This window comes from Plantactinospora sp. B24E8 (genome assembly GCF_039871735.1).
In the GTDB taxonomy this organism is placed as follows: domain Bacteria; phylum Actinomycetota; class Actinomycetes; order Mycobacteriales; family Micromonosporaceae; genus Plantactinospora.
This window is the reverse complement of the sequence record NZ_JBDPMH010000009.1, coordinates 113163-133489: the sequence shown is the minus strand read 5'-3', so window position 1 is coordinate 133489 and position 20327 is coordinate 113163. Positions and strand designations below refer to the sequence as shown.

The following is a 20327-nucleotide window of genomic DNA, read 5'->3' as shown; positions in this document are numbered from 1 at the left end:
CGTTCGGGCCGCACCAGTTGTGCGTTGTCGGATCCTGGACAGTGTGGGGACAGTGGCCTTGACCAGGCACAACGCTGAGAAACGCCACCAGGCGGCGCGCCCTTGGCGTGCCGCTGGATGATGTGCTAGTGGACAGCTGTGCCGGTGTCGGATGGACGGTGGCAGGTCAGACCCGGAAGATCGCGAGGACCGCTACGGTCTGGTGGAACGTACCTCGTCCCGATCGGAAAGTCGAGCAACTTCCACGAACGAGCACTCGTTGACGGCAAGTTCCACCACCACCGGTGACTGCCGTCGCGTCGGGACTGACAGTGGACAAAGAGCGTCGCCGGCGTACGAGCGAGCGGACAGCGGCCGGGCTGTGTCAGACTCGGCGACCGTGCAGGATGGAGCGCCCACCCCCGCCGAGTCGCCCACCGCCCCGCCGTCCGACGCCGGCCCGCCCGGTCCGGAATCGGCCGCGGTCACCCTGGCCGATCGGGTACGCCTGGCCGCCGCCACCCGTGGCGACCAGCCCGCCCTGGTCTGGCCCGACGGCACGCTGACCTGGACACAACTCGACCGGGCCGTGGACCGGGTCGCCGACGCGCTCCGCCGACGCCTCCCCGGGCACGGCGACCCGCATCCGGGCCGGGTCGCGATCGCCCTGGGCAACACCCCGGAGTTCGCCATCGCCTTCTTCGCCGTGCAGCGTGCCGGCCTGGTGGCGGTACCGGTGAATCCGGCGTTGACCGGGCCGGAACTGCGACACATCCTGACGGACTCGGCAGCGGCGGTCCTGATCGGCACCGAGCCGGTGCGGGCCACCGTGGCGGCAATGGCCGGCGAGTTGCCGGCGCTGTCCGAGGTGTACACCGCGCTGCCCGGCACCCCGGACGCACCGGCGCCGGACGCCGACCCGGACGCCCCGGACGCTCCGGTGGTGACCGATCCCGAGGCGCTCACCGTGCTGCTCTACACCTCGGGGACCACCGGGCACCCCAAGGGCGCGATGCTGTCGCACCGGGCACTGCTCGCCAACCACCGGCAGATCGACCGGATCTCGCCACCGGTGGTGGGACCCGGGGACCGGGTCCTGCTGGCACTGCCGATGTTCCACGCGTACGGGTTGAACGCCGGGCTCGGCGCGGTGGCGTACCACGGTGCCTGTGGCGTGCTCGTCGACCGGTTCGACGCCGCCGAGACCCTGGACGTGCTGGCGCGACACCGGGTCAGCGTGCTCGTCGGCGTACCGTCGATGTTCGTCGCCTGGCTCGCCCTGCCGTCGTCGGCGGGCGGTACGTCGGTCGGTGCCGGCGGGTCGCTGGAGACGGCGACCACCTCGGTACGGGTGGTCGTCTGTGGGGCCGCCCCGCTGGGTGTCGACGACGCCGCCCGGTTCACCGAGCGGACCGGACACCGGATCGGGGTCGGCTACGGGCTGACCGAGACGGCGCCGGTGCTCACCTCCACCCTGGTCGGACCGGCCGGGAGGAGCGGTTCCATTGGCCGCCCCCTGCCCGGCGTCGAGCTGCGGCTGGTCGGACCCGACGGCGAACAGCTCTGGCAGGACGGTACGACCGTCCACCCGGGATCCGAAGAAGACGGAAGCGACGGCCCGGACCTGGAACTCCCGTCGCCGGGAACCGATCCCGGCGAGATCGTCGTACGCGGCGCGAACCTCTTCTCCGGCTACTGGCCGGACGGGCACGACGGCCCGGACGCCGACGGCTGGTGGCGGACCGGCGACATCGCGTACGCCGACGCCGACGGGGATCTCTTCCTGGTGGACCGGCTCGGCGAGCTGATCCTGGTGCACGGCTTCAACGTCTACCCGCAGGAGGTCGAACGGGTGCTGAACGCCCACCCCGGAGTGTCGGGGTCGCTGGTGCTCGGGGCGCCGGACCCGCTGGCCGGGGAGACCGTCGTCGCGTACGTCGTACCGGCGCCCCGGGGCGAGGTCACCGCCGCCGAGCTCGCCGCCCACTGCGCCGGCAGCCTGGCCCGGTTCAAACGCCCGGGCAGGATAGAGTTCGTCGAGTCCCTGCCGTACTCGGCGATCGGCAGGGTACGTCGGTCGACATTCCGGGAGGTGACGGGCAGTGGGGACGGCTGAGCCACGACTGACCCTGATCACCCGACCCGGCTGTCACCTCTGCGAGGTGGCCCGGGAGGCGATGGCCCGGGTGGTGACCGTGACCGGCGACCGGTGGACCGAGCTGGACGTGACCAGCGACCTGGAGCTGGAGCGCGACTACGGCGACCGGGTTCCGGTGGTGCTGCTCGACGGCCGGGAACACGGCTACTGGCGGGTCGAGGAGGAGCGGCTGCTGCGGGATCTCGGCGCGGGTCGGGCCTGAGGGACCGGCCGCCGCTGATTCTTCGGGCCGGATCGGACCTCCGAGCCGGCGCGACGTGATCCGCCGCATAGTGCGGTCTTCGGCTGTCGATCCGACCGCCCCGTGCCGCGTATCGTGCTCGGATGCCCCGCAGACGTGACCATCTGGTATGGGACTGGAACGGTACGCTCCTCGACGACCTGCACCTGGTCGTCGCCGCCACCAACGCCGCGCTGGCCACCGTCGGGGGGCCGGTGGTTACCGCCGAGGAGCACCGGACGCAGTTCCGACGCCCGGTGCCGGACTACTACGCCGAGGTGCTCGGTCGGATCCTCGACGCCGAGGAGTACCAGCGGGTGGACAGGCTGTTCCACGAGACGTACCGGCTGGGGCTGCTCGAATGTGCCCTGGCGGCGGACGCGACCACGGCGCTGCGCGCCTGGCACGGCACCCAGTCCCTGCTCTCCATGTGGTTTCACGACGAGCTCGTGCCGACCATCGACCGGTACGGTCTGACCATGCTCTTCGCCCGGGTCGACGGGCTGCGGGCCGGGGTCGGCGGGGAGCGGAAGGCGGCACACCTGGCCCGGCACCTGGCCGCCTTCGGGGTCGACGGTCGGTCGACCGTGCTGATCGGCGACTCGATCGACGACGCCGAGGCGGCCGACCACGTCGGCGCCCGCTGTGTGCTCTACACCGGCGGGGTCACCGACCCGGCCCGGTTGCGTGCCTCCGGCCGACCGGTGGCGGACTCGCTCAGCGAAGCCGTCAAACTCGCCGCCGACCTGGACTGAGCGCTCCGACCGGCCGGTCCCGGCGGGTTGGTCAGGCCCGCAGGTAGGCGAGGACCGCCAGGACCCGTCGGTGCTGCTCCTCGTCGGGCGGCAACTGCAGCTTGGTGAAGATGTTCCGGACGTGCTTCTCGACGGCGCCGTCGCTGACCACCAGGGTCCGGGCGATGGCGGTGTTGGACCGGCCCTCGGCCATCAGCCCGAGCACCTCCCGCTCGCGCGGGGTCAACTGGCGTAGCGGGTCGTCACGGCGGCGGCGGACCAGCAGCTGGCCGACGACCTCGGGGTCGAGCACGGTGCCGCCGGTGGCGACCCGCCGCAGCGCGTCGAGGAAGTCGTCGATCGCGGCGACCCGGTCCTTCAGCAGGTACCCGATGCCGCCGCCGCTGGCCCCGCCGGACGGGCGGACCGTGGCGAGCAGGTCGTCGGCGTACGACACCTCGACGTACTGCGACAGCACCAGGATCGGGGTACGGGGCACCCGCTGCCGGGCCTCCACCGCCGCCCGTAGGCCCTCGTCGGTGTGGGAGGGCGGCATCCGTACGTCGACGATCGAGACGTCGGGGCGGTGCGTCACGATCGCCTCGACCAGTGCCTCCCCGTCACCGACCGCCGCGACCACCTGGTGGCCGTGCTCGGTCAGCAGTCGGACCAGCCCTTCCCGGAGCAGGACGGCGTCGTCGGCGATCACCACACGCATACTGTTGTCTACCACCACGTCGTCGTCGGTCTCCGGCCGCGCCCCGGCTCCACCGGTGTTTGGCTGCGGGGCGGTCAGCACGGCAGCTCGGCCCGGATCTCGGTCGGCCCGCCGGCCGGGCTGAGCACGGTCAGCGTGCCGTCGTTGGCGTGTACCCGGTCGGCGAGCCCGGCCAGGCCGTGGCCCTTGGACATGTGCGCGCCACCCTCGCCGTCGTCGATCACGGTGATCCGTAGCGTCTGGCCGACCCGGGAGACGGTGAGCCAGCACTCGGCGGCCCGACTGTGCTTCGCGACGTTGGCGAGCGCCTCCGCGACCACGAAGTACGCGGTCGACTCGACCGCCGGGTCGGGGCGGCCCGCCGGGGTGCCGAGCTGGGGGTCGACGGTGAGGTCGATCGGGATGACGCCCCGGCCGGCCAGGGCGGCGAGTGCGCTGGGCAGACCCCGGTCGACCAGGATCGGCGGTGCGATGCCCCGGGACAGTGCCCGCAGTTCGGCGAGGGTGTCCCGGGTCTGGGCCAGCGCCTCGTCGAGGGTCTGCCGGGCCGCTTCCGGGTCGGCGGCGAGCTGTTGCCGGGCCCGGCTGAGGTCCATCGCGAGCCGGACCAGCCGCTGTTGCGGCCCGTCGTGGATGTCCCGTTCCAGCCGGCGCAAGGCGGTCGCCTCGGCGGAGGCGGCGGCCCGTTTCTGCTCCTCCAGCACGGTGATCCGGTTACGCATCTCGGCGACGCCGGTGAGCATCGCCCGACCGAAGCTCGCCTGCATCATCGCGCAGCCGCGTACCACCAGTGGCAGGGTGATCAGGAAGAAGAGGCCGAGTGCGGTGTTCATCAGGACCCGGGAGGCGACGGAGTTGCCCAACCCGAGCAGGTAGGCGAGTCCCTCGTCGTCGGGGCTCTGCGGGATCGCCCAGTCGTACGCCCAGTAGAGGGAGCCGCCGACGGCGCCGAGCCACCAGCCGACCGTGATCGCGAACGCCGGTCCGGCGACGAGCAGCTTGAAGATGCCGTGTGCCAGGTCGAGCCAGGACTGGGCGTCGGTGATCGGCGTCATGATCCGCCGCCAGGCGCCGCCGCCGGGTTCGGCGACGCGGTAGTGCGGCCGTACCCGTGGCTGCCGGAGCACCATCGGCATCCGGAGCCGCTCGATGTCGGCGAGACCTCGGGCGACGTAGAGGGTGCCGGCGAGGATGGGCAGACCGATCACCGTCACCACCAGCCCGGCACCGACAGCGGTACCGATGGCGAGCACGATGAGGCTGGCCAGGGCGAGTGGGAAGCCGAGCAGTACGTATCCGGAGTCCACGGCGAGTTGGCGTAGTACGCCGCGCCCGGCGGTCGGCTCGGCGTCGGCGCCGACGGCGGCGGTAGTGGTCATGTTGTCGACGCTAGGCATCGGCGTGCTCGGCCCCCATCCCATCGGCTGGCCTATCCACGGTAGGGCTGCCCCCACCACCTGCCCGCCGACGGGGTGGGGGCCGTTCCGGTGCGTTCCGGAACCGGACGGGGCCCTGCCGGAAATCGGACGACGGCGGTGCGAACCGGCCGGCCGCACTCCGGAACCGGACACGGCCCGGGTGGAAATCGGACGACGGCGGACGCGGAATCGATCAACCGTCGACGCGGAATCGGACATCGCGTGAACCGGAGCGACGACAGTGTCGGCGGTCGGAGATTTTCCGGTCGAATGGAATCCGGGAGATGTCGGGGGCTGATCGCTGGCGGCGCGGCGGTGTGGGGGCGTGGGTGTGACGGCGTGTTGCCGTGGGCGTGGCGGCGAGTTGGGCAGATAAGTCGGACTTAGGCAATAATCGCCGAGCGGGCCAGCTGGCACCGCTGACCTGATCTTGTAAATGGAGGCCCAGGTGACGCGTTATCGCGGTCTATCAAGATCGCGATTTGTGCGTGTCTTCACAAGCGCCTACTCTGTTACTCCGACGAGCCCTGCTAGCACAACCGGTCACAGCGGTCGCCAGTGGGTGCCCCGAAACGACCGGTCGCTCCGGCCGGTCGAAGATCGCATGGCACGGAGTCGCATGAGTCAGCACCGCCCAGCAGGCACGCCCGGCCGCGCCGGTGGGGTGCCGGCACTCCCGGACCTCCCTGAGGCGACGGTCGCCCGGCTCCCCGAATACCTCCGTGCCCTGCACAATCTCGCCGAAACCGGTAACGACACGGTGTCCAGCGAGGAGTTGGCGACGGCGGCCGGAGTGAATTCCGCGAAGCTCCGGAAGGATCTTTCTCAACTCGGCTCGTACGGCACCCGGGGCGTCGGCTACGACGTCGCGCTGCTGATCGACCAGATCGAGTTCGTCCTCGGACTGACCCAGCGCCGGGCGGTCGCCCTGGTCGGAGTCGGTAATCTCGGTCACGCGCTGGCCGGTTACGCGGGGTTCGCCAGCCGTGGGTTCCGGATCGCCGCGCTCTTCGACGCGGACCCGGCCCAGGTCGGTGAGGAGATCAACGATCTGGTCGTCCAGCACATCGACGACCTGCCCCGGATTGCCGCCGAGGAGTCGATCGCGATCGGGGTGATCGCCACCCCCGCGGCCGCCGCGCAGACCGTCGCCGACCAGCTCGTCGCCGCCGGGGTGACCAGCATCCTGAACTTCGCGCCCTGTGTGCTGTCGGTGCCCGAGGGAGTCGACGTCCGCAAGGTCGATCTTGCCATCGAGCTGCAGATCCTCTCCTTCCACGAGCACCGCAAGTCGGCGCTGACCGGGCTGCCGGCCGCCGACGCGGTGGCGAACGGCCCGGGCGCGTCGGGTGTCGGTACGGCGCTGACCGGCCCCGCCGCCGGACTCACCGCACTGCCCGGCGGACTCGCCGCGACCGGCACCACCGAGGCCACGCCCACCGGACCGCTCCGGTCCTCGAACGCGGAGGCGATCGGCTCATGAACCTGCTTGTCGTCGGAGCGTCGCACCGCACCGCGCCGGTCGCCACCCTGGAGAAGCTGGCCGTCGCCGCCACCGAGCTGCCGGAGATCCTCGACCGGCTGCTGCAGCTGCCGTACGTCGGCGAGGCGGTGGTCGTCTCGACCTGCAACCGGGTCGAGGTCTACGCCGCGGTCACCGGCTTCCACGGCGGCCTGGGCGACATCTGCGCGGTGCTCGGCGCGCACGCCGGCTCCGCCCCGGCCGAGCTCGCCAACCACCTGTACGTCCACTACGACGGCGCCGCGGTCGAGCACGTCTTCCGGGTGGCCGCCGGGCTCGACTCGATGGTGGTCGGCGAGGCGCAGATCCTCGGCCAACTCCGTGACGCCTACCACGTCGCGGGCGAGGCCGACGCACCCGGGCGACTGCTGCACGAGCTGATGCAGCAGGCCCTGCGGGTGGGGAAGCGGGCACACGCCGAGACCGAGATCGACCGGGCCGGGCAGAGCGTGGTCACCGCCGCGCTCGACCTGGCCGCGACCCACCTCCCGGGCGGCATCGAGGGACGTCCGGCGCTGGTCGTCGGGGCGGGGTCGATGGGGGCGCTCTCCGTCGCCACCCTCTCCCGGCGGGGAGCCGGTCCGGTGGCGGTCAGCAACCGGGGCGCCGACCGGGCACGCCGGCTCGCCGAGGCGTACGGCGCCACGGCGGTGCCGATCGCCGAACTCGCCGACGCCCTCTCCACAGTGGACATAGTAGTGGCCGCCACGGCGTCGATCGAACCGGTCCTCACCCAGGAGACGGTCGCCCGGGCGCTGGCCGTACGTGCCGCCCACCGGCCCGACCCCCTGGTCCTGCTCGACCTCGCGGTGCCCCGCGACATCGAGCCGGGGATCGCCGAGCTGCCCGGCGTGGTGGTGATCGACATCGACGCCCTGGCCGCGGCCCAGCCGATCGGCCCGGCCGCCGCCGACACCGCGGCCGTCACCCGGATCGTCACCACCGAGGTGGAGTCCTTCCTCACCTGGCTGCGTGGCGCCGACGTGGCGCCGACGGTGGCCGCCCTGCGGGCCCGCGCCGACGAGGTGGTCACCGCCGAACTGCGCCGGCTCGCCCACCGTCGCCCGGATCTGACCGACGACCAGCGTGCCGAGGTGAGCCACACCGTGCACCGGGTGGTGCAGCGCCTGCTGCACTCGCCGACCGTACGGGTCCGCCAGCTCGCCGCCGAACCCGGCGGTGACCAGTACGCGGCGCTGCTGCGGGAGCTCTTCGACCTCGAGGTGCCGGTCACCTCGCAGGCGGACACCGTGCCGGACCTGACCGGGGGGCCGGGAGGACAGCGCTCCTCCGACGTTCCCGATGGGCAGCTGGTCGCCGGGTTGGTCGGTCTGCCCGGGCTCGGCGCCGGACTGGGCGGCCCGGCCACGGACCTGCCCGGCCGAGGACTACCGGCCACCGAGCCCGGTGCCGGTCCCCGGCCGACCGTGCCGCGCCAGTCGTCCGGAGGAGAACGGTGAGTGCGATGACCCAGCCACTGCGGCTCGGCACCCGGGGCAGCGCGCTGGCGATGGCCCAGTCCCGGAAGGTCGCCGACGCGCTACGGGCGGCCACCGGACGCCCGGTCGAACTGGTCGAGGTGGAGACGGCCGGCGACCGGTCGAGCGCCCCGGTACACCGGCTCGGCGTCGGGGTCTTCGTCTCCGCGCTGCGGGACGCGTTGACCGCCAAGGAGATCGACTTCGCGGTCCACTCGTACAAGGACCTGCCCACCGCGCCAGCGGACGGGTTGCACATCGCCGCCGTACCGACCCGGGAGGATCCGCGTGACGCGTTGGTCGCCCGGGACGGCCGTACCCTGGCCGAACTGCCGCCGGGTGCGACCGTCGGCACCGGGGCACTGCGCCGGATCGCCCAGCTGCACGCGCTCGGCCTGCAGCTGAACGTGGTGCCGATCCGGGGCAACGTCGACACCCGCCTGCGCCGGGTCCTCGGTCCCGAGGCGGACCTGGACGCCGTGGTGCTGGCCCGGGCCGGACTCGTCCGGCTCGGTCGCACCGAGGAGATCACCGAGACGCTCGACCCGATGCTGATGCTGCCAGCCCCCGCCCAGGGTGCGCTGGCGGTGGAGTGCCGGGCCGACGACCCGGACCTGGTCGAGCTGCTCGCCGTGCTCGACCATGCCCCGACCCGGGCCGCGGTGACCGCGGAACGGGCGCTGCTCGCCACCCTGGAGGCCGGGTGCAGCGCCCCGGTCGCCGCGTTCGCGGTCGTCGCCGAAGGCGAACCGGACGCGTCCGGTGCCAGCGGCGACGAGATCTATCTGCGCGGGGCGGTGATCAGCCCGGACGGCACCCGAGACCTCCGGCTGTCCCGCACCGGTACGCCCGCCGAGGCGGCCGAGATCGGTAAGGCACTCGCCGCCGATCTCTTCGACCTCGGCGCCGACTCGATCCTCGGCACGCCTACCGATTCCGGGCCGGGGACCCAGCATTTTGGAGCACAGACATGATCGGCACCCGTAAGCCCGCAGGCCGCATCGCGTTCGTCGGGGCTGGACCCGGCGACCCGGGTCTGCTGACCCGGCGGGCGCACGACGCGTTGGTCAACGCCGACCAGGTGGTCTACGACCGCAGCGTCCCCGAGGCCCTGCTCACCGCGGTGAAGGCGGAAGCGAAGGAGGACGCGCAGTTCAGCCCGGCCGAGGGCGCCCCCGGCGACGTGGCGAAGGTGCTGCTGTCGGCGGTCCGCTCCGGGCTGAACGCGGTGCACCTGGTGGCCGGCGACCCGTTCGGCCACGAGTCCGTGGTCAAGGAGGTGCAGGCGGTCGCCCGTAACGCCGTGCATTTCGAGGTGGTGCCGGGCGTCGGGCAGGCCGAGGGGGTGGCCACCTACGCCGGCGTCCCGCTGCACGGGGTCCGGACCGCCGCCGACGTCGACGACGTCACCGCGATGGACTTCGAGGCGCTCGCCGCGGCGGTCAACCGGGGCTCGCTGGCCCTGGCGGTCGACGCCGGTGACCTGGCGGCCGTCCGGGACGGGCTGCTCGCGGTCGGGGTCGACGGCACCACCGCGGTCGCGGTGACCGGTGACGGCACCGGCGAGACGCAGTACACCACCACCTCGACGGTGGACAGCTTCGTCGCGGCCGCCCTCGGCTTCACCGGCCGGGTGGTCCTCACCCTCGGCGCCGGCGTCACCCACCGGGACAAGCTGAGCTGGTGGGAGAACCGTCCGCTGTACGGCTGGAAGGTGCTGGTGCCGCGGACCAAGGAGCAGGCCGGGGTGATGAGCGCCCGGCTGCGCGAGTACGGCGCCATCCCGTGCGAGGTGCCGACCATCGCGGTCGAGCCGCCGCGTACCCCGGCCCAGATGGAGCGGGCGGTCAAGGGTCTTGTCGACGGCCGCTACGCCTGGGTGATCTTCACCTCGGTGAACGCGGTCCGGGCGGTCTGGGAGAAGTTCGCCGAGCACGGGCTGGACGCCCGGCACTTCGGCGGCGTCAAGATCGCGTGTATCGGTGAGGCGACCGCCGAGGCGGTCCGCGCCTTCGGCATCCAGCCGGAACTGATCCCGTCCGGGGAGCAGTCCTCGGAGGGGCTGCTGGCCGAGTTCTCGCCGCACGACGAGATCCTCGACCCGGTCGGCCGGGTGCTGCTGCCGCGCGCCGACATCGCCACCGAGACGCTCGCCGCCGGGCTCACCGAACGCGGCTGGGAGGTCGACGACGTGACCGCGTACCGGACCGTCCGGGCGGCGCCGCCGCCGGCCGAGATCCGCGACGCGATCAAGTCGGGCGGCTTCGACGCGGTGCTCTTCACCTCCTCCTCGACGGTACGGAACCTGGTCGGCATCGCCGGCAAGCCGCACGCCCGGACCGTGGTCGCGGTGATCGGCCCGAAGACGGCCGAGACGGCGACCGAGTTCGGCCTGCGGGTGGACGCCCAGCCGGCGCACGCCTCCGTCCCGGACCTCGTGGAGGCGCTCGCGGCGTACGCTGTGGAGTTGCGGGAGAAACTGGCCGCCATGCCGGCCAAGCAGCGTCGTGGCTCGAAGGTCCAGGGCCCGACGGCGCTGCGGTTCCGCTGACCCCGACCTCTCACCAGGAGCTGTGATGTCGTCCTTCCCGGACGTCCGTCCGCGCCGGCTGCGGCGTTCCCCGGCGATCCGTCGGCTTGTCGAGGAGACCCGGGTCGCCCCGGCGGAACTCGTGCTGCCGATGTTTGTCAAGGAAGGGCTGACGGAGCCGCGTCCGATCGCCTCGATGCCGGGAGTGCTGCAGCACTCCCGGGAGTCGCTGCGCAAGGCGGCGGCCGAGGCGGTGCACGCGGGCATCGGCGGGATCATGCTCTTCGGGGTGCCGGAGCACAAGGACGAGACCGGCTCCGGCGGGCTCGACCCGGACGGCATCCTCAACGTGGCGATCCGGGACGTGGTTGCCGAGGTCGGCGACGCCACCGTGGTGATGAGCGACGTCTGCCTGGACGAGTTCACCTCGCACGGGCACTGCGGGCTGCTCGCCCCGGACGGCACCGTCGACAACGACGCCACCCTGGCCGCGTACGCCGAGATGGCGGTCGCCCAGGCCGACGCCGGTGCCCACCTGCTCGGCCCGTCCGGGATGATGGACGGCCAGGTCGGGGTGATCCGACGGGCGCTGGACGCCGCCGGCCACACCGACGCCGGCATCCTGGCGTACGCGGTGAAGTACGCCTCGGCGTTCTACGGCCCGTTCCGGGAGGCGGTGGAGTCGGCGCTGCAGGGCGACCGGCGTACCTACCAGCAGGATTCCGCGAACCTCCGGGATTCGCTGCGGGAGGTACGCCTCGACGTCGCCGAGGGGGCCGACCTGGTGATGGTCAAGCCGGGCCTGCCCTACCTCGACGTGATCGCCGCGGTCCGGGACGAGGTGGACGTGCCGGTGGCGGCGTACCAGATCTCCGGCGAGTACTCGATGGTCGAGGCCGCCGCCGCCAACGGCTGGATCGACCGGGAGCGGGCGATCCTGGAGACGCTCACCTCGATCCGTCGGGCCGGCGCCCAGGTCATCCTCACCTACTGGGCGGTCGAGGCCGCCCGGATGCTCCGCGAACGCTACTGACCCGGCGGCACCTACCGGCCCACCGGCACGGTCACCACGTGCAGCACCTCGTCGAGCCGGTAGATCCGGTCGGCGCCGGCCGGGAAGACGACCCGGGCGACCCGTACCTCGTTGTCACCGAGCCAGGCGAGGCCGCCGGCGCCGCTCCTGACGTTGACCGGACCCGACCCGACGTGCTCGATCAGCTGGTCCACCCGCACGGTTCCGGTCGAGGTCTCGTAGACGGTCACCCGGGGGGGCCGCGTCCTGATCGCCGGGCCGGTCGGCGGCAGCGCGGCGACGGCCAGGAACTGCCCGTCCGGGGAGAGCCGGAGGAGGCCGTAACAGATGCCCTCGCCGGTCACCGTGCCGACCAGCCGGCCGTCGTCGAGGTCGAGGATCCGTACGCCGCACTCTTGGGAGCCGTAGGGAAGGGCGAGGAACCGGCCGGAGAGGTCGGCGTCGGCGGCCCGGGACAGGTCACCGCCGGCCCCCTCCACGGAGAGCACCGGCGTCTCCCGCCCGGTCGCCAGCTCGTGCCGGACGATCCGGTCGTCCCGGAACAGGTAGGCGTCCCGGTCGTCCGCGCCGAGCAGGGTGGGGCTCCCACCGGACGTCCGTACCTCCCGGCTGACCGCGACGGCACCGTCCGGCCGGAGCACCACGAGCATGATCGGCAATCCCGCGCCGTCCGGACCGTCCGTCGTTGCGGCGCCCGGCCCGCTCTCCGGTGTGCCGGCGGGTTCGGGGGCGACCGCGCGCAGACCGACGAGCCGGCCGTCGGGCAGGGCGGCGGAGTCGAACCAGCCGGCCGGCACCGGGTGCCGGACCAGGCTGCCGTCCCGCCGTACCTCCGCCACCCCGACGCCCGGATCCAGCCCGACCGTGCCGTTCCCGTACGCCTCGTTGATGCCGGTGATGCTCGGCAGCAGCAGCCGCTGGGGCGGTACGACCAACGGAACCGCGGTGTCGTCGACGATCCGGTCCCCGGCGGGACGGGCGGTCAGCGCCGGCACGCCGAGCGCGGTCGCCGCGACCAGGCAGGCCAGCGACCCGGCGGTCAGCGCGGCCTGGCGGCGGCGCCGGGTCCGCCAGCGGCGCCGCACCGTCGCCAGTTCGCCCCCGTGGTCGGGTACGGTCGTCGCGGCCCGGCGCACCGCCGAGGCCAGTTCGTCGGGTACGGACCCGGACGTGGGTACGCCGGACATCACGCCTCACCCCTCATCACGTAGATCGGCCCGGAGCGCCTCCAGAGCCCGGGCGAGCCGACTCTTGACGGTTCCGGTGGGCAGGTCCAGTACGGCCGCGGTCTCGGCGGTGGAGAGGTCGAGCAGCACCCGGCAGACCACCACGGTCCGCTGGGCGAGCGGCAGCCGGTCGAGCGCGGTCCGGGCGGCCAGCGCGCTCGGATCCACCCCGGGTGTGCCGGGGTGCTGGTCGTCGGTGATCGCCGGCCGTTCCCGCCGAAGTTTGCGCCACCAGGAGGTGGCCCAGTTGAGCCCGACCCGGTAGACCCAGCCGGCCGGATTGTCCAGCCGCCGCACCCGCCCCCACCGGGCGTACGCCCGCAGCATCGCCTCGTCGGTGGCTTCCCGGGCCAGGTCGTCGTCACCGAGACTGAGCGCCAACGCCCGGTGCACGCGGTCGACGTACGCCGGGTAGAACGTCTCGAACCCGTCGCCCGGGTCCGGACCGGCGCCGGCCGGATCGGCCTCCACCGGCTCCGGCACCGTGAAACGCCGCCGAGCGGCCGTCGACTCCATGTCCGGTACACGCACCGGACCGGTCGACGGTTCCGGCACCTCTGCCGCGATCACCCGTCCGGGGCACCCGAGGACGGGCCGCGGTGTGGCCGGGTGCGGGTCAGTCGGTCGACCTCGCCTGGTTGGCGGCGTCCAGCCGGTGCACCAGCTCGGCCACGTCGACGCCGTACTCGAGCCACTGCCGGTCGGCCTGGAAGCCCAGATCGGCGTTGACCGCCCGCATCGTCTCGTTGCTCTGCGCGTTCCAGGTCTGCACCTCGGCGAGCTTCGGCTCGGCGGACCGCAGCTCGAAGAGCATCCGGGCCTTCATCGCCCGGTCGATGCCGCGACCGTGGTGGGCCTGGCCGACGATGGTGTCGTACTGGTCGGCCCGGGTCGGGTGCTGGGCCGGCACGACCACCTCGGTCAACCCGGCCACCACGCCGGTCTTCTCCTCGATCGCCAGCACGATGTACGGCTTCATGCCGCGCCGGTGCAGGCAGCCCAGACTGTCCCGCAGCCGCTGCGGGTCGTACGAGCTCGGCCGCAGCTCCAGGTCACCGTCGTCGACCCGGGCCTCGGCCTTGGCCATCGCGTACGCCTCGATCAGCTCCTCCGGTGGGCCGCCCGGGCAGAACTCCAGGCGGTAGCCGGGGTCGATGCCCTGCGACATCCGGGCCAGCGCGTTCCAGTCCACCGTGTTGAGTCGGAGCACACTGCGGGTCTCGGCGTACTCCTGGCCGAAGCCGAGCGCCTCGTAGAAGCCGACCGCCGGGGTGCCGCCGACGACCTCGACCCCCATGAAGCGGAAACCCTCCTGATAGGTACGGCGGGCCGCGGTGGCGATCAGTTTGCGGCCCAGGCCGCCGCGCCGGGCGGCCGGGTGGACCAGCACCTCCAGCACGCCGATGTCACCCAGTAGCAGCACGTGGGTGTGACCGATGATGCGGCCGGGGCGACCGTCCTCCGTCGGATCCTCCTGAATGATCCAGGAGATCCGGCGTTCACCGGGCATCACCTCGCTGAGGTACTCCCGGAGCATGCCGTTTTCCCACAGCGGGTCGTCTGGTAGGTCGGCCGCGAAAACCGCGTTGATCGCGTCCAGGAACGACTCGATCTCCGCGGTTGGAGCGGTCCGGGGATCCCACTCGCGCACCATCACCCGTCTAGCTTGCCGTCAACCGCAGCCCGGCGAAAGTGCCCAGTTCTTCAATGTACGGGGGCCATTACGCTAAGTTTTGCTGGCCAGGCCGTACTCGTTGGCTTTGTCGAACACCGATTGGGCATATGGCCGCACGTCATTGTAGGAAAGGATGGCGTTCCACCAGTCCGTCGGAAGGGACAGGTTGCGGCCGTTCTTGCACAGATAGTTACCGGCCGCCAGGGCCGCGTCGTCGATGTCCTGAGGGTTCCGGGTGTTGTCGTTGTCGCCGTCCGCCCCGTCCTCGGCCCAGGTGGTCGGGATGAACTGCATCGGGCCGACCGCCCGGTCGTAGGTCTTGTCGTCGTCGAGCTCGCCGTCGTCGGTGTCCGTGATCCGTTGGCGACCGGGGCCGCCGTCCAGCGGAAGTCCGATGATCTTCGGCTGGGCCACGCCGTTGGCGTCGAGTTCGGACCCGTTGACCCGGCCGTGCGCGGACTCCACGAAACCGATCGCGGCCAGCGTGGTCCAGCGCAGCTGGCAACCCGGGTTCGACTGGTTGAGCCGCAGTTCGGCGGCACCGTACGCCTGCATCGCCACGGCCGGAATGCCCACCCGGCTGCCCACCTGGGCGGCCCACCCGCTCAACAGCTGGGTCGAGCCGCCGTCACCGACCCAGGGGACCTGCAGGGTCGGCGGTGGGGTGGACGGAGCCACCGGCAGGCCGCCTCCGGGCGCGACGGTCGTCGCGGTGACCGATGGCGTGGCGGACGCGGGTTCGGCCGTCGGGTCCGCCGCCTGCGGAGCACCTCCGGCGGCCGGTACCAGCAGCGCCCCCGCCGTGCCGGTTCCCGCGACCAGGGCGAGCAGCAGCAGGGCGGGCAGGGTCAGCCGGCCACTGGGGCGCCGGGACCAGGCCCGTACCGCCCGTGCGCCGCCGACCGCCGCCGCGCGCGGGGACGGCCACCGGCGTACGGCGTGGGCGAACGGCACCCGGATCCGCCGGTTGCCCCCGGCCCGGCCGACCGCCGGGGTGTCGAGGTCGATGACGGTCTGGGTGGTCGCCGATCCGGAGCCACCTCCGTTCGACCCGCCAGCGCTCTTGTCGTCCCGGTCGCCGTCCTTCGTCTCCGTCTCGGGCTTCGTCTCCGTGGCGGCCGTCTCGGGCTTCGCCTCCGGGGCGGCCGTCGGGCCGCCGTCGGTTTCCGGTTCGGTCGCGGCCTTCGTCTCCGGGTCGGTTTCCGGTTCGGTGTCGGCCTTCGTCTCCGGGTCGGCTTCCGGTTCGGTGTCGGCCTTCGTCTCCGGGTCGGCCGGGAGTTCGGGGGCGGCCGCCGGTTCGGTGTCGGTCACGGCGGCGCCCGGGGCAGCGACGACGGTGGTCTCCTCCGGCGCGCTCCGGGGGCGGGGCAGAACCCGGGGCTCCAGCTCGAACGCCGAGTCCGGAGCGGCACCCGAACTGGCCAGCGGCCCGGCCATCGCGGGCGCGGCGGGGCGTAGGGGTCGGGTGGTCGAGGTCTCCGCAGGGTCCGCCACCCGTCGAGTATTACCCATCGACCGACGAACGTCAGTTCTGGTCGTACCCTGGTGACATGCCCCGGTACGAGTTCCGCTGCCGCGCCTGCGGCGACACGTTCGAGATGAACCGGCCGATGGTCGAGTCCTCGGCACCCGCGTCCTGTCCGCAGGGCCACGACGACACGGTCAAGCTACTGTCGACGGTCGCGATCACCGGCCGTGGCGGTTCGGCTGCGGCACCGGCCGTACCCGCTGGTGGTGGCTGCTGCGGCGGAGCCTGCGGCTGCTGAGCGCGCCGGCCGCCGACGGTCCGGGTCGGGCCCCCTCCCCACCGGACGATGAGTGTTCCTCGCGACCGTGATGTCGGTTTCGTGGCGCAGTTGGCGGTTGGCACCTTGGTACGGCGTCGCCCGTCCGTTCCTACGATGGGCCGAGGCGTAAATATGCGGAAGCATGAACGCGACTTCCAGGGGGCGGGAGGTTCCAGGCATGTCAGCACGGATCCACCTGCCGAGTGGGCTGGTGACGTTCATGTTCACCGACATCGAGGGCTCCACCCGGCTGGCCCAGATGCTCGGCGCCGGCTATCGCCCCGTGCTCAGCGAGCACCGGCGTCTGCTCCGGGCGACGCTGGCGGCCAGCGACGGGACCGAACTGTTCACCGAGGGCGACTCGTTTTTTGTCGCCTTCGCCGACGCCTCGGCCGCCCTCGACGCCTCGCTCGCCGCCCAACGTGCCCTGAACAGCCACGACTGGCCGACCCCGGAGGCCACCCCCCGGGTACGGATGGGACTGCACACCGGACACGCCGAACCTCTCGCCGGTGAGTACGCCAGCGCCGAGGTGCACCGGGCGGCCCGGATCGCCGCCGCCGCCCACGGCGGCCAGGTGCTCTGCTCCGGAGCGACCGCCCGGCACGCCGCACCGCTGCCGCCCGGCGCCTCCCTGCTCGACCTCGGGCTGCACCGGCTGCGGGGCTTCGACGACCGGGAGCGGCTCTTCCAACTGGTCGCCCCCGGGCTGGAACGGCAGTTCCCCCGCCCGCGTACCGCCGACGCGATCCCGCACAACCTGCCGACCCAGGTCACCTCGTTTGTCGGCCGGAAGGCGGAACGGGCCGAACTGGACCGGCTGATCAGCGACCACCGGCTGGTCACCGTGGTCGGGGCGGGCGGCGCCGGCAAGACCCGGCTCGCCGTCGAACTGGCCGCCGGCGTGGTCGAGTCCCACCCGGACGGGGTCTGGTTCGTCGACATCGCCACGGTCACCGACCCGGGCCTGGTCGCGTTCGCGGTCGCCGCCGTGCTCGGGCTGCGCCCCGAACCGGGTCGGCCGATGCTGGAGACCCTGGTCGAGTTCGCCGCCTCCCGACGGATGCTGGTCGTTCTGGACACCTGCGACGCCCAGCCCAGCGCCTGCGCCGAGGTGATCTCACGGCTGCTCGCCGGCGGCAGCGGGGTACGCGTCCTCGCCACCAGCCGCGAGTCGCTGGGGCTGCCCGGCGAGGTCGTCTGGCGGATCCCGCCGCTCTCGGTCGACCCGGCCCCCGGCGGCGGCCCGAGTGAGGCGGTCACCCTGCTGCTCGACCGGACCACGGCGGCCCGGGGCGGTCGGCGGGCCGGCCCCGCCGAGTCGGCCGACCTGCAACGGGTGGTCACCCGGCTGGACGGCCTGCCGCTGGCGATCGAACTCGCCGCCGCCCGACTGCGGGTGCTGAGCGCCAGCCAGCTCGCCGAACGGCTGGACGACGTACTCGGGGCGCTGGACGCCGGGCGGGACGACGTGGAGGCGGTACCGGCCGGCAACGGCCGCTGGGTCGCCAACCAGGCGGACACCGTGGACCTGGCCGCCGCCGCCCTCGGCGCCGCGCCACCGGCGGCGGCCCGCGCCGCGCAGCGTACGGCGACCCAGCGGCACGTCACGATGCAGGCGACGGTCACCTGGTCGTACCGGACGCTCGGGCCCCGGGCGGCCCGGCTGCTGCGGTGGCTGGCGGTCTTCGCCGGACCGGTCGACCTGGCCACCGTGGAGTGGCTGCTCGACGACGACCCGCTCGACCCGCTCTCGGTCCTGGTCGACAAGTCGATGATCCAGGCGGAGCCGAACGTCTCCGGCAGCACCTACCGGATGCTGGACCCGATCCGGGCGTACGCCGCCCGTCGGCTGGTCGACGCGGGGGAGGAGCAGACCGCCCGGGACCGGCACGTCGAGTGGTCGCTGCACGCGTTGCAGCGGGCGTACCTCGGCCCGGACGAGCGACCGGTGACCCTCTCGCTGTACGCGCTCGACCCGCTCGCGGACGAGTTGCGGGCCGCACTGCGCTGGACGGTCACCGGCGGCAGCGCCGGGCAGGGGCTGCAACTGGCCAGTGGGCTGGACGAGTGGTGGCGGGAACGCGGGCTGGCCCGGGAGGGTCGGCTCTGGCTGTTCCGGCTCTACGGCCGGATCGCCGAGACCGGTGAGCAGCTCCCGGAGGCGGAGCTGGCGGCGGCGTACCACATGCACTCGCAGCATGCCGGCGCGGACGGTGAGTTCGCCGAGGAGCTGCGGTTCTCCCAGCGGGCCGAGTCGGCCGCCCGGCAGGCCGGCGACGCCGGCCTGCTGGTCCGGGTACTCGCCGGCCGGGCCGCCCCGCTGATCGACATGGGGCAGCTCGCCGAGGCCGAACGGGTCTGCCGGGAGGTGATCGCGCAGGCCGAGGCGGAGGGGGTGCCCGGCGACGCGCTGCTCGCCGTCTACAGCCTGGCCGAGCTGCTCTGGCGTCGGCGGGCCCTGGACGAGGCGGCCGAACTGCTCGGGGCGGCCCGGCCGATCGAGGCGGCCCAGCCGACCGAGCGCGGCAAACGTCAGGTCGACATGCTGCTCGGCATGGTGGCGTTGGCCCGGGGTGACCTGGTCGCCGCGCACGACCACCTGGTGGTCGCGTTGCGGTCCCGGATGAGCTACGGCTATCTGGCGCGGGCCTGCGACACGGTCAACGCGATCGCGGTCCGCTGTGCCGGGGGCGGGGAACACCGTGCCGCGGCCCGGTTGTTCGGCGCCGCCCAGTTGACCCGGTCGGTGATGCACTGCGGGCCGGGCACCTTCGGGGCGTACTGGCTGCAGGAGCAGGCCGCGCTGCGGTCGATCATGGGGGACGCGGCGTTCGACGCCGCGTACGCGGCCGGGGCCGACCTGTCCCTGGAGGAGGCGGCGGCGATCGCCCTGGAGGTCGAGCACCCGGATCTCTCCGCCAACTCGACCCGGTTCTCCGCCGTCGATCCGCCCCGACAGCGGCTCCGTCCCCGGGAGAGCGTCGACGACGAGGTGTAGGACGGTCGGTTCCGCGACCGGGGCACCCCGGTTGACCCATCTCGTCCACTGACCGCTGGACGGTCTCCGTCGCCGGCAGGCGGCTCGGGGTCGACGCCGGACGACGTCGACCCCGAGCCGGAGGTGCTTCGTGGTGGGCGTGGGGTGTGCGCCGGATCAGCGGGCGGCGGCCGCCGCCGCGGCCCGGCGCTCGCCGTCGGCCTTGAGCTTCGCGGCCCGGTCCAGGTCCGCCTGGCTGATGACCACCGAGCCGAACTGCCGGACCGCCTGGTAGTAGGTCCAGGCCAGGGCGAGGCAGGCCGGTCGGACGAACGAGTTGTACGTCGCGCAGACCCGCTTCAGGTCCTCGTAGAAGGCGTCGTCCAGCCGGTTCTTGTTGGCCTCGAACTGGCTCATCGCCTTGTAGTTGCGGTAGCCGAAGTCGTGCCGGTAGCAGGAGAGTTCGAAGGTGAAGCCGAGGGGGTTGTCCGGGCTCGACGAGCAGTAGTCGGTGGTCCAGTTGAAGGCGTACTCGGCCCAGGGTGCCTGGTTGGTGCGGGCCGCGTTCCAGGCGTTGTAGCTGCTGGCGCTGGTCTGGGTCCAGCTGGACAGGACGGAGAGCTTCTGCTGTTGGGTGACGGCGGCGGCGGGTGTGGAGACGCCGACCACCGCGAGTACGGCGATCGCGCTGGCCGCCAGGGTGGTGAGCAGGCGACGGGGCATGGGGGTACCTCCGGGTGCAGGGGCAGCCCTCGTGGGGGTGCCTGGAGCGGGGGACGGAGCTGTCACCGGTCAGGTGATCCAGGTGGCAACAGTCTCGGGGAATCGTCGCCCGGCGATCTCTACCCGACCTTTATTTTCGTTGACTG

16 protein-coding genes and 1 pseudogene are annotated in these 20327 nt (G+C 72.9%); 10 read left to right on the top strand and 7 right to left on the bottom strand.

The genetic code is table 11. The features are described 5' to 3' along the window. Positions 1–379: 379 nt before the first annotated feature. The 3 genes from ABGB21_RS16520 (at position 380) to ABGB21_RS16510 (ending at position 3112) form a co-directional block, all read left to right on the top strand. Positions 380–2095, top strand: coding sequence for an AMP-binding protein (locus ABGB21_RS16520; protein ID WP_347678413.1), 1716 nt, complete (start codon positions 380–382; stop codon positions 2093–2095). Then, the gene (locus ABGB21_RS16515) at positions 2082–2339 is read left to right on the top strand and encodes a glutaredoxin family protein (RefSeq protein ID WP_347651813.1); all 258 of its coding nucleotides are present in this window, start codon (positions 2082–2084) and stop codon (positions 2337–2339) included. Before ABGB21_RS16520 ends, ABGB21_RS16515 begins: the two co-directional genes overlap by 14 nt. A gap of 122 nt (positions 2340–2461) precedes the next feature. Then, complete coding sequence (locus ABGB21_RS16510) at positions 2462–3112, top strand: HAD hydrolase-like protein (RefSeq protein WP_347651812.1); 651 nt, start codon at positions 2462–2464, stop codon at positions 3110–3112. Positions 3113–3143: 31 nt separating this feature from the next. Here ABGB21_RS16510 and ABGB21_RS16505 read toward each other — a convergent pair whose 3' ends face one another. Then, positions 3144–3809: a response regulator transcription factor gene (locus ABGB21_RS16505; RefSeq protein ID WP_347651811.1), complete on the bottom strand. Its 666-nt coding sequence runs from the start codon at positions 3807–3809 to the stop codon at positions 3144–3146. 74 nt (positions 3810–3883) lie between these two features. Beyond that, a complete protein-coding gene (locus ABGB21_RS16500) occupies positions 3884–5188 on the bottom strand; it encodes a sensor domain-containing protein (RefSeq protein ID WP_347651810.1) in 1305 nt (434 codons plus the stop codon). A 658-nt stretch (positions 5189–5846) separates the two neighbouring features. On the opposite strand from ABGB21_RS16500, the gene ABGB21_RS16495 reads away from it, so the two are divergent. The 5 genes and pseudogenes from ABGB21_RS16495 (at position 5847) to hemB (ending at position 11790) form a co-directional block, all read left to right on the top strand. After that, positions 5847–6710 (top strand): redox-sensing transcriptional repressor Rex, encoded by an 864-nt coding sequence (locus tag ABGB21_RS16495; protein ID WP_347651809.1) that lies wholly within the window; start codon positions 5847–5849, stop codon positions 6708–6710. Further along, positions 6707–8011, top strand: a pseudogene (locus ABGB21_RS16490) (glutamyl-tRNA reductase); the annotation flags it as partial. The gene ABGB21_RS16495 and the pseudogene ABGB21_RS16490, both read left to right, overlap by 4 nt. Positions 8012–8214: 203 nt before the next feature. Next, a complete protein-coding gene (gene hemC, locus ABGB21_RS16485; protein WP_347651808.1) occupies positions 8215–9201 on the top strand; it encodes a hydroxymethylbilane synthase in 987 nt (328 codons plus the stop codon). Beyond that, positions 9198–10778: a uroporphyrinogen-III synthase gene (locus ABGB21_RS16480; RefSeq protein WP_347651807.1), complete on the top strand. Its 1581-nt coding sequence runs from the start codon at positions 9198–9200 to the stop codon at positions 10776–10778. The genes hemC and ABGB21_RS16480 overlap by 4 nt, the downstream gene beginning before the upstream one ends. A 25-nt stretch (positions 10779–10803) precedes the next feature. Further along, on the top strand, positions 10804–11790 hold the full coding sequence (hemB, locus tag ABGB21_RS16475; protein WP_347651806.1) for a porphobilinogen synthase: 987 nt from the start codon (positions 10804–10806) through the stop codon (positions 11788–11790). An 11-nt stretch (positions 11791–11801) separates the two neighbouring features. Here hemB and ABGB21_RS16470 read toward each other — a convergent pair whose 3' ends face one another. The 4 genes from ABGB21_RS16470 to ABGB21_RS16455 form a co-directional block, all read right to left on the bottom strand. Next, positions 11802–12977, bottom strand: a complete 1176-nt coding sequence (locus tag ABGB21_RS16470; RefSeq protein WP_347651805.1) for a hypothetical protein — start codon at positions 12975–12977, stop codon at positions 11802–11804. Between the two features lie 6 nt (positions 12978–12983). Continuing rightward, positions 12984–13547 carry a sigma factor-like helix-turn-helix DNA-binding protein gene (locus ABGB21_RS16465; RefSeq protein ID WP_347651804.1) on the bottom strand — a complete coding sequence of 188 codons (564 nt, stop codon included), beginning with the start codon at positions 13545–13547 and terminating at the stop codon, positions 12984–12986. Positions 13548–13632: 85 nt separating this feature from the next. Next, positions 13633–14670, bottom strand: coding sequence for a GNAT family N-acetyltransferase (locus ABGB21_RS16460; RefSeq protein ID WP_347651970.1), 1038 nt, complete (start codon positions 14668–14670; stop codon positions 13633–13635). Positions 14671–14742: 72 nt separating this feature from the next. Beyond that, complete coding sequence (locus ABGB21_RS16455; RefSeq protein ID WP_347678411.1) at positions 14743–16185, bottom strand: lytic murein transglycosylase; 1443 nt, start codon at positions 16183–16185, stop codon at positions 14743–14745. A gap of 56 nt (positions 16186–16241) precedes the next feature. Between ABGB21_RS16455 and ABGB21_RS16450 the strand changes: the two genes are divergently transcribed. Together ABGB21_RS16450 and ABGB21_RS16445 are read left to right on the top strand one after the other, a co-directional pair. Then, the gene (locus ABGB21_RS16450; RefSeq protein WP_347651802.1) at positions 16242–16457 is read left to right on the top strand and encodes a zinc ribbon domain-containing protein; all 216 of its coding nucleotides are present in this window, start codon (positions 16242–16244) and stop codon (positions 16455–16457) included. A gap of 199 nt (positions 16458–16656) precedes the next feature. Continuing rightward, entirely contained in the window at positions 16657–19479 is a 2823-nt protein-coding gene (locus ABGB21_RS16445; RefSeq protein ID WP_347651801.1) for an adenylate/guanylate cyclase domain-containing protein, read from the top strand. 156 nt (positions 19480–19635) lie between these two features. Here the strand turns inward: ABGB21_RS16445 and ABGB21_RS16440 are convergent, their stop codons facing one another. Then, on the bottom strand, positions 19636–20181 hold the full coding sequence (locus ABGB21_RS16440) for a phospholipase (RefSeq protein ID WP_347651800.1): 546 nt from the start codon (positions 20179–20181) through the stop codon (positions 19636–19638). Between the last annotated feature and the right edge of the window lie 146 nt (positions 20182–20327).

Coding starts and splice junctions, on each gene's coding strand:
- hemC (WP_347651808.1), top strand. CDS start 8,215: ATGACCCAGCCACTGCGGCTCGGCACCCGGGGCAGCGCGCTGGCGATG.
- ABGB21_RS16505 (WP_347651811.1), bottom strand. CDS start 3,809: ATGCGTGTGGTGATCGCCGACGACGCCGTCCTGCTCCGGGAAGGGCTG.
- ABGB21_RS16460 (WP_347651970.1), bottom strand. CDS start 14,670: ATGGTGCGCGAGTGGGATCCCCGGACCGCTCCAACCGCGGAGATCGAG.
- ABGB21_RS16500 (WP_347651810.1), bottom strand. CDS start 5,188: ATGACCACTACCGCCGCCGTCGGCGCCGACGCCGAGCCGACCGCCGGG.
- ABGB21_RS16510 (WP_347651812.1), top strand. CDS start 2,462: ATGCCCCGCAGACGTGACCATCTGGTATGGGACTGGAACGGTACGCTC.
- ABGB21_RS16480 (WP_347651807.1), top strand. CDS start 9,198: ATGATCGGCACCCGTAAGCCCGCAGGCCGCATCGCGTTCGTCGGGGCT.
- hemB (WP_347651806.1), top strand. CDS start 10,804: ATGTCGTCCTTCCCGGACGTCCGTCCGCGCCGGCTGCGGCGTTCCCCG.
- ABGB21_RS16440 (WP_347651800.1), bottom strand. CDS start 20,181: ATGCCCCGTCGCCTGCTCACCACCCTGGCGGCCAGCGCGATCGCCGTA.
- ABGB21_RS16470 (WP_347651805.1), bottom strand. CDS start 12,977: ATGTCCGGCGTACCCACGTCCGGGTCCGTACCCGACGAACTGGCCTCG.
- ABGB21_RS16450 (WP_347651802.1), top strand. CDS start 16,242: ATGCCCCGGTACGAGTTCCGCTGCCGCGCCTGCGGCGACACGTTCGAG.
- ABGB21_RS16445 (WP_347651801.1), top strand. CDS start 16,657: ATGTCAGCACGGATCCACCTGCCGAGTGGGCTGGTGACGTTCATGTTC.
- ABGB21_RS16495 (WP_347651809.1), top strand. CDS start 5,847: ATGAGTCAGCACCGCCCAGCAGGCACGCCCGGCCGCGCCGGTGGGGTG.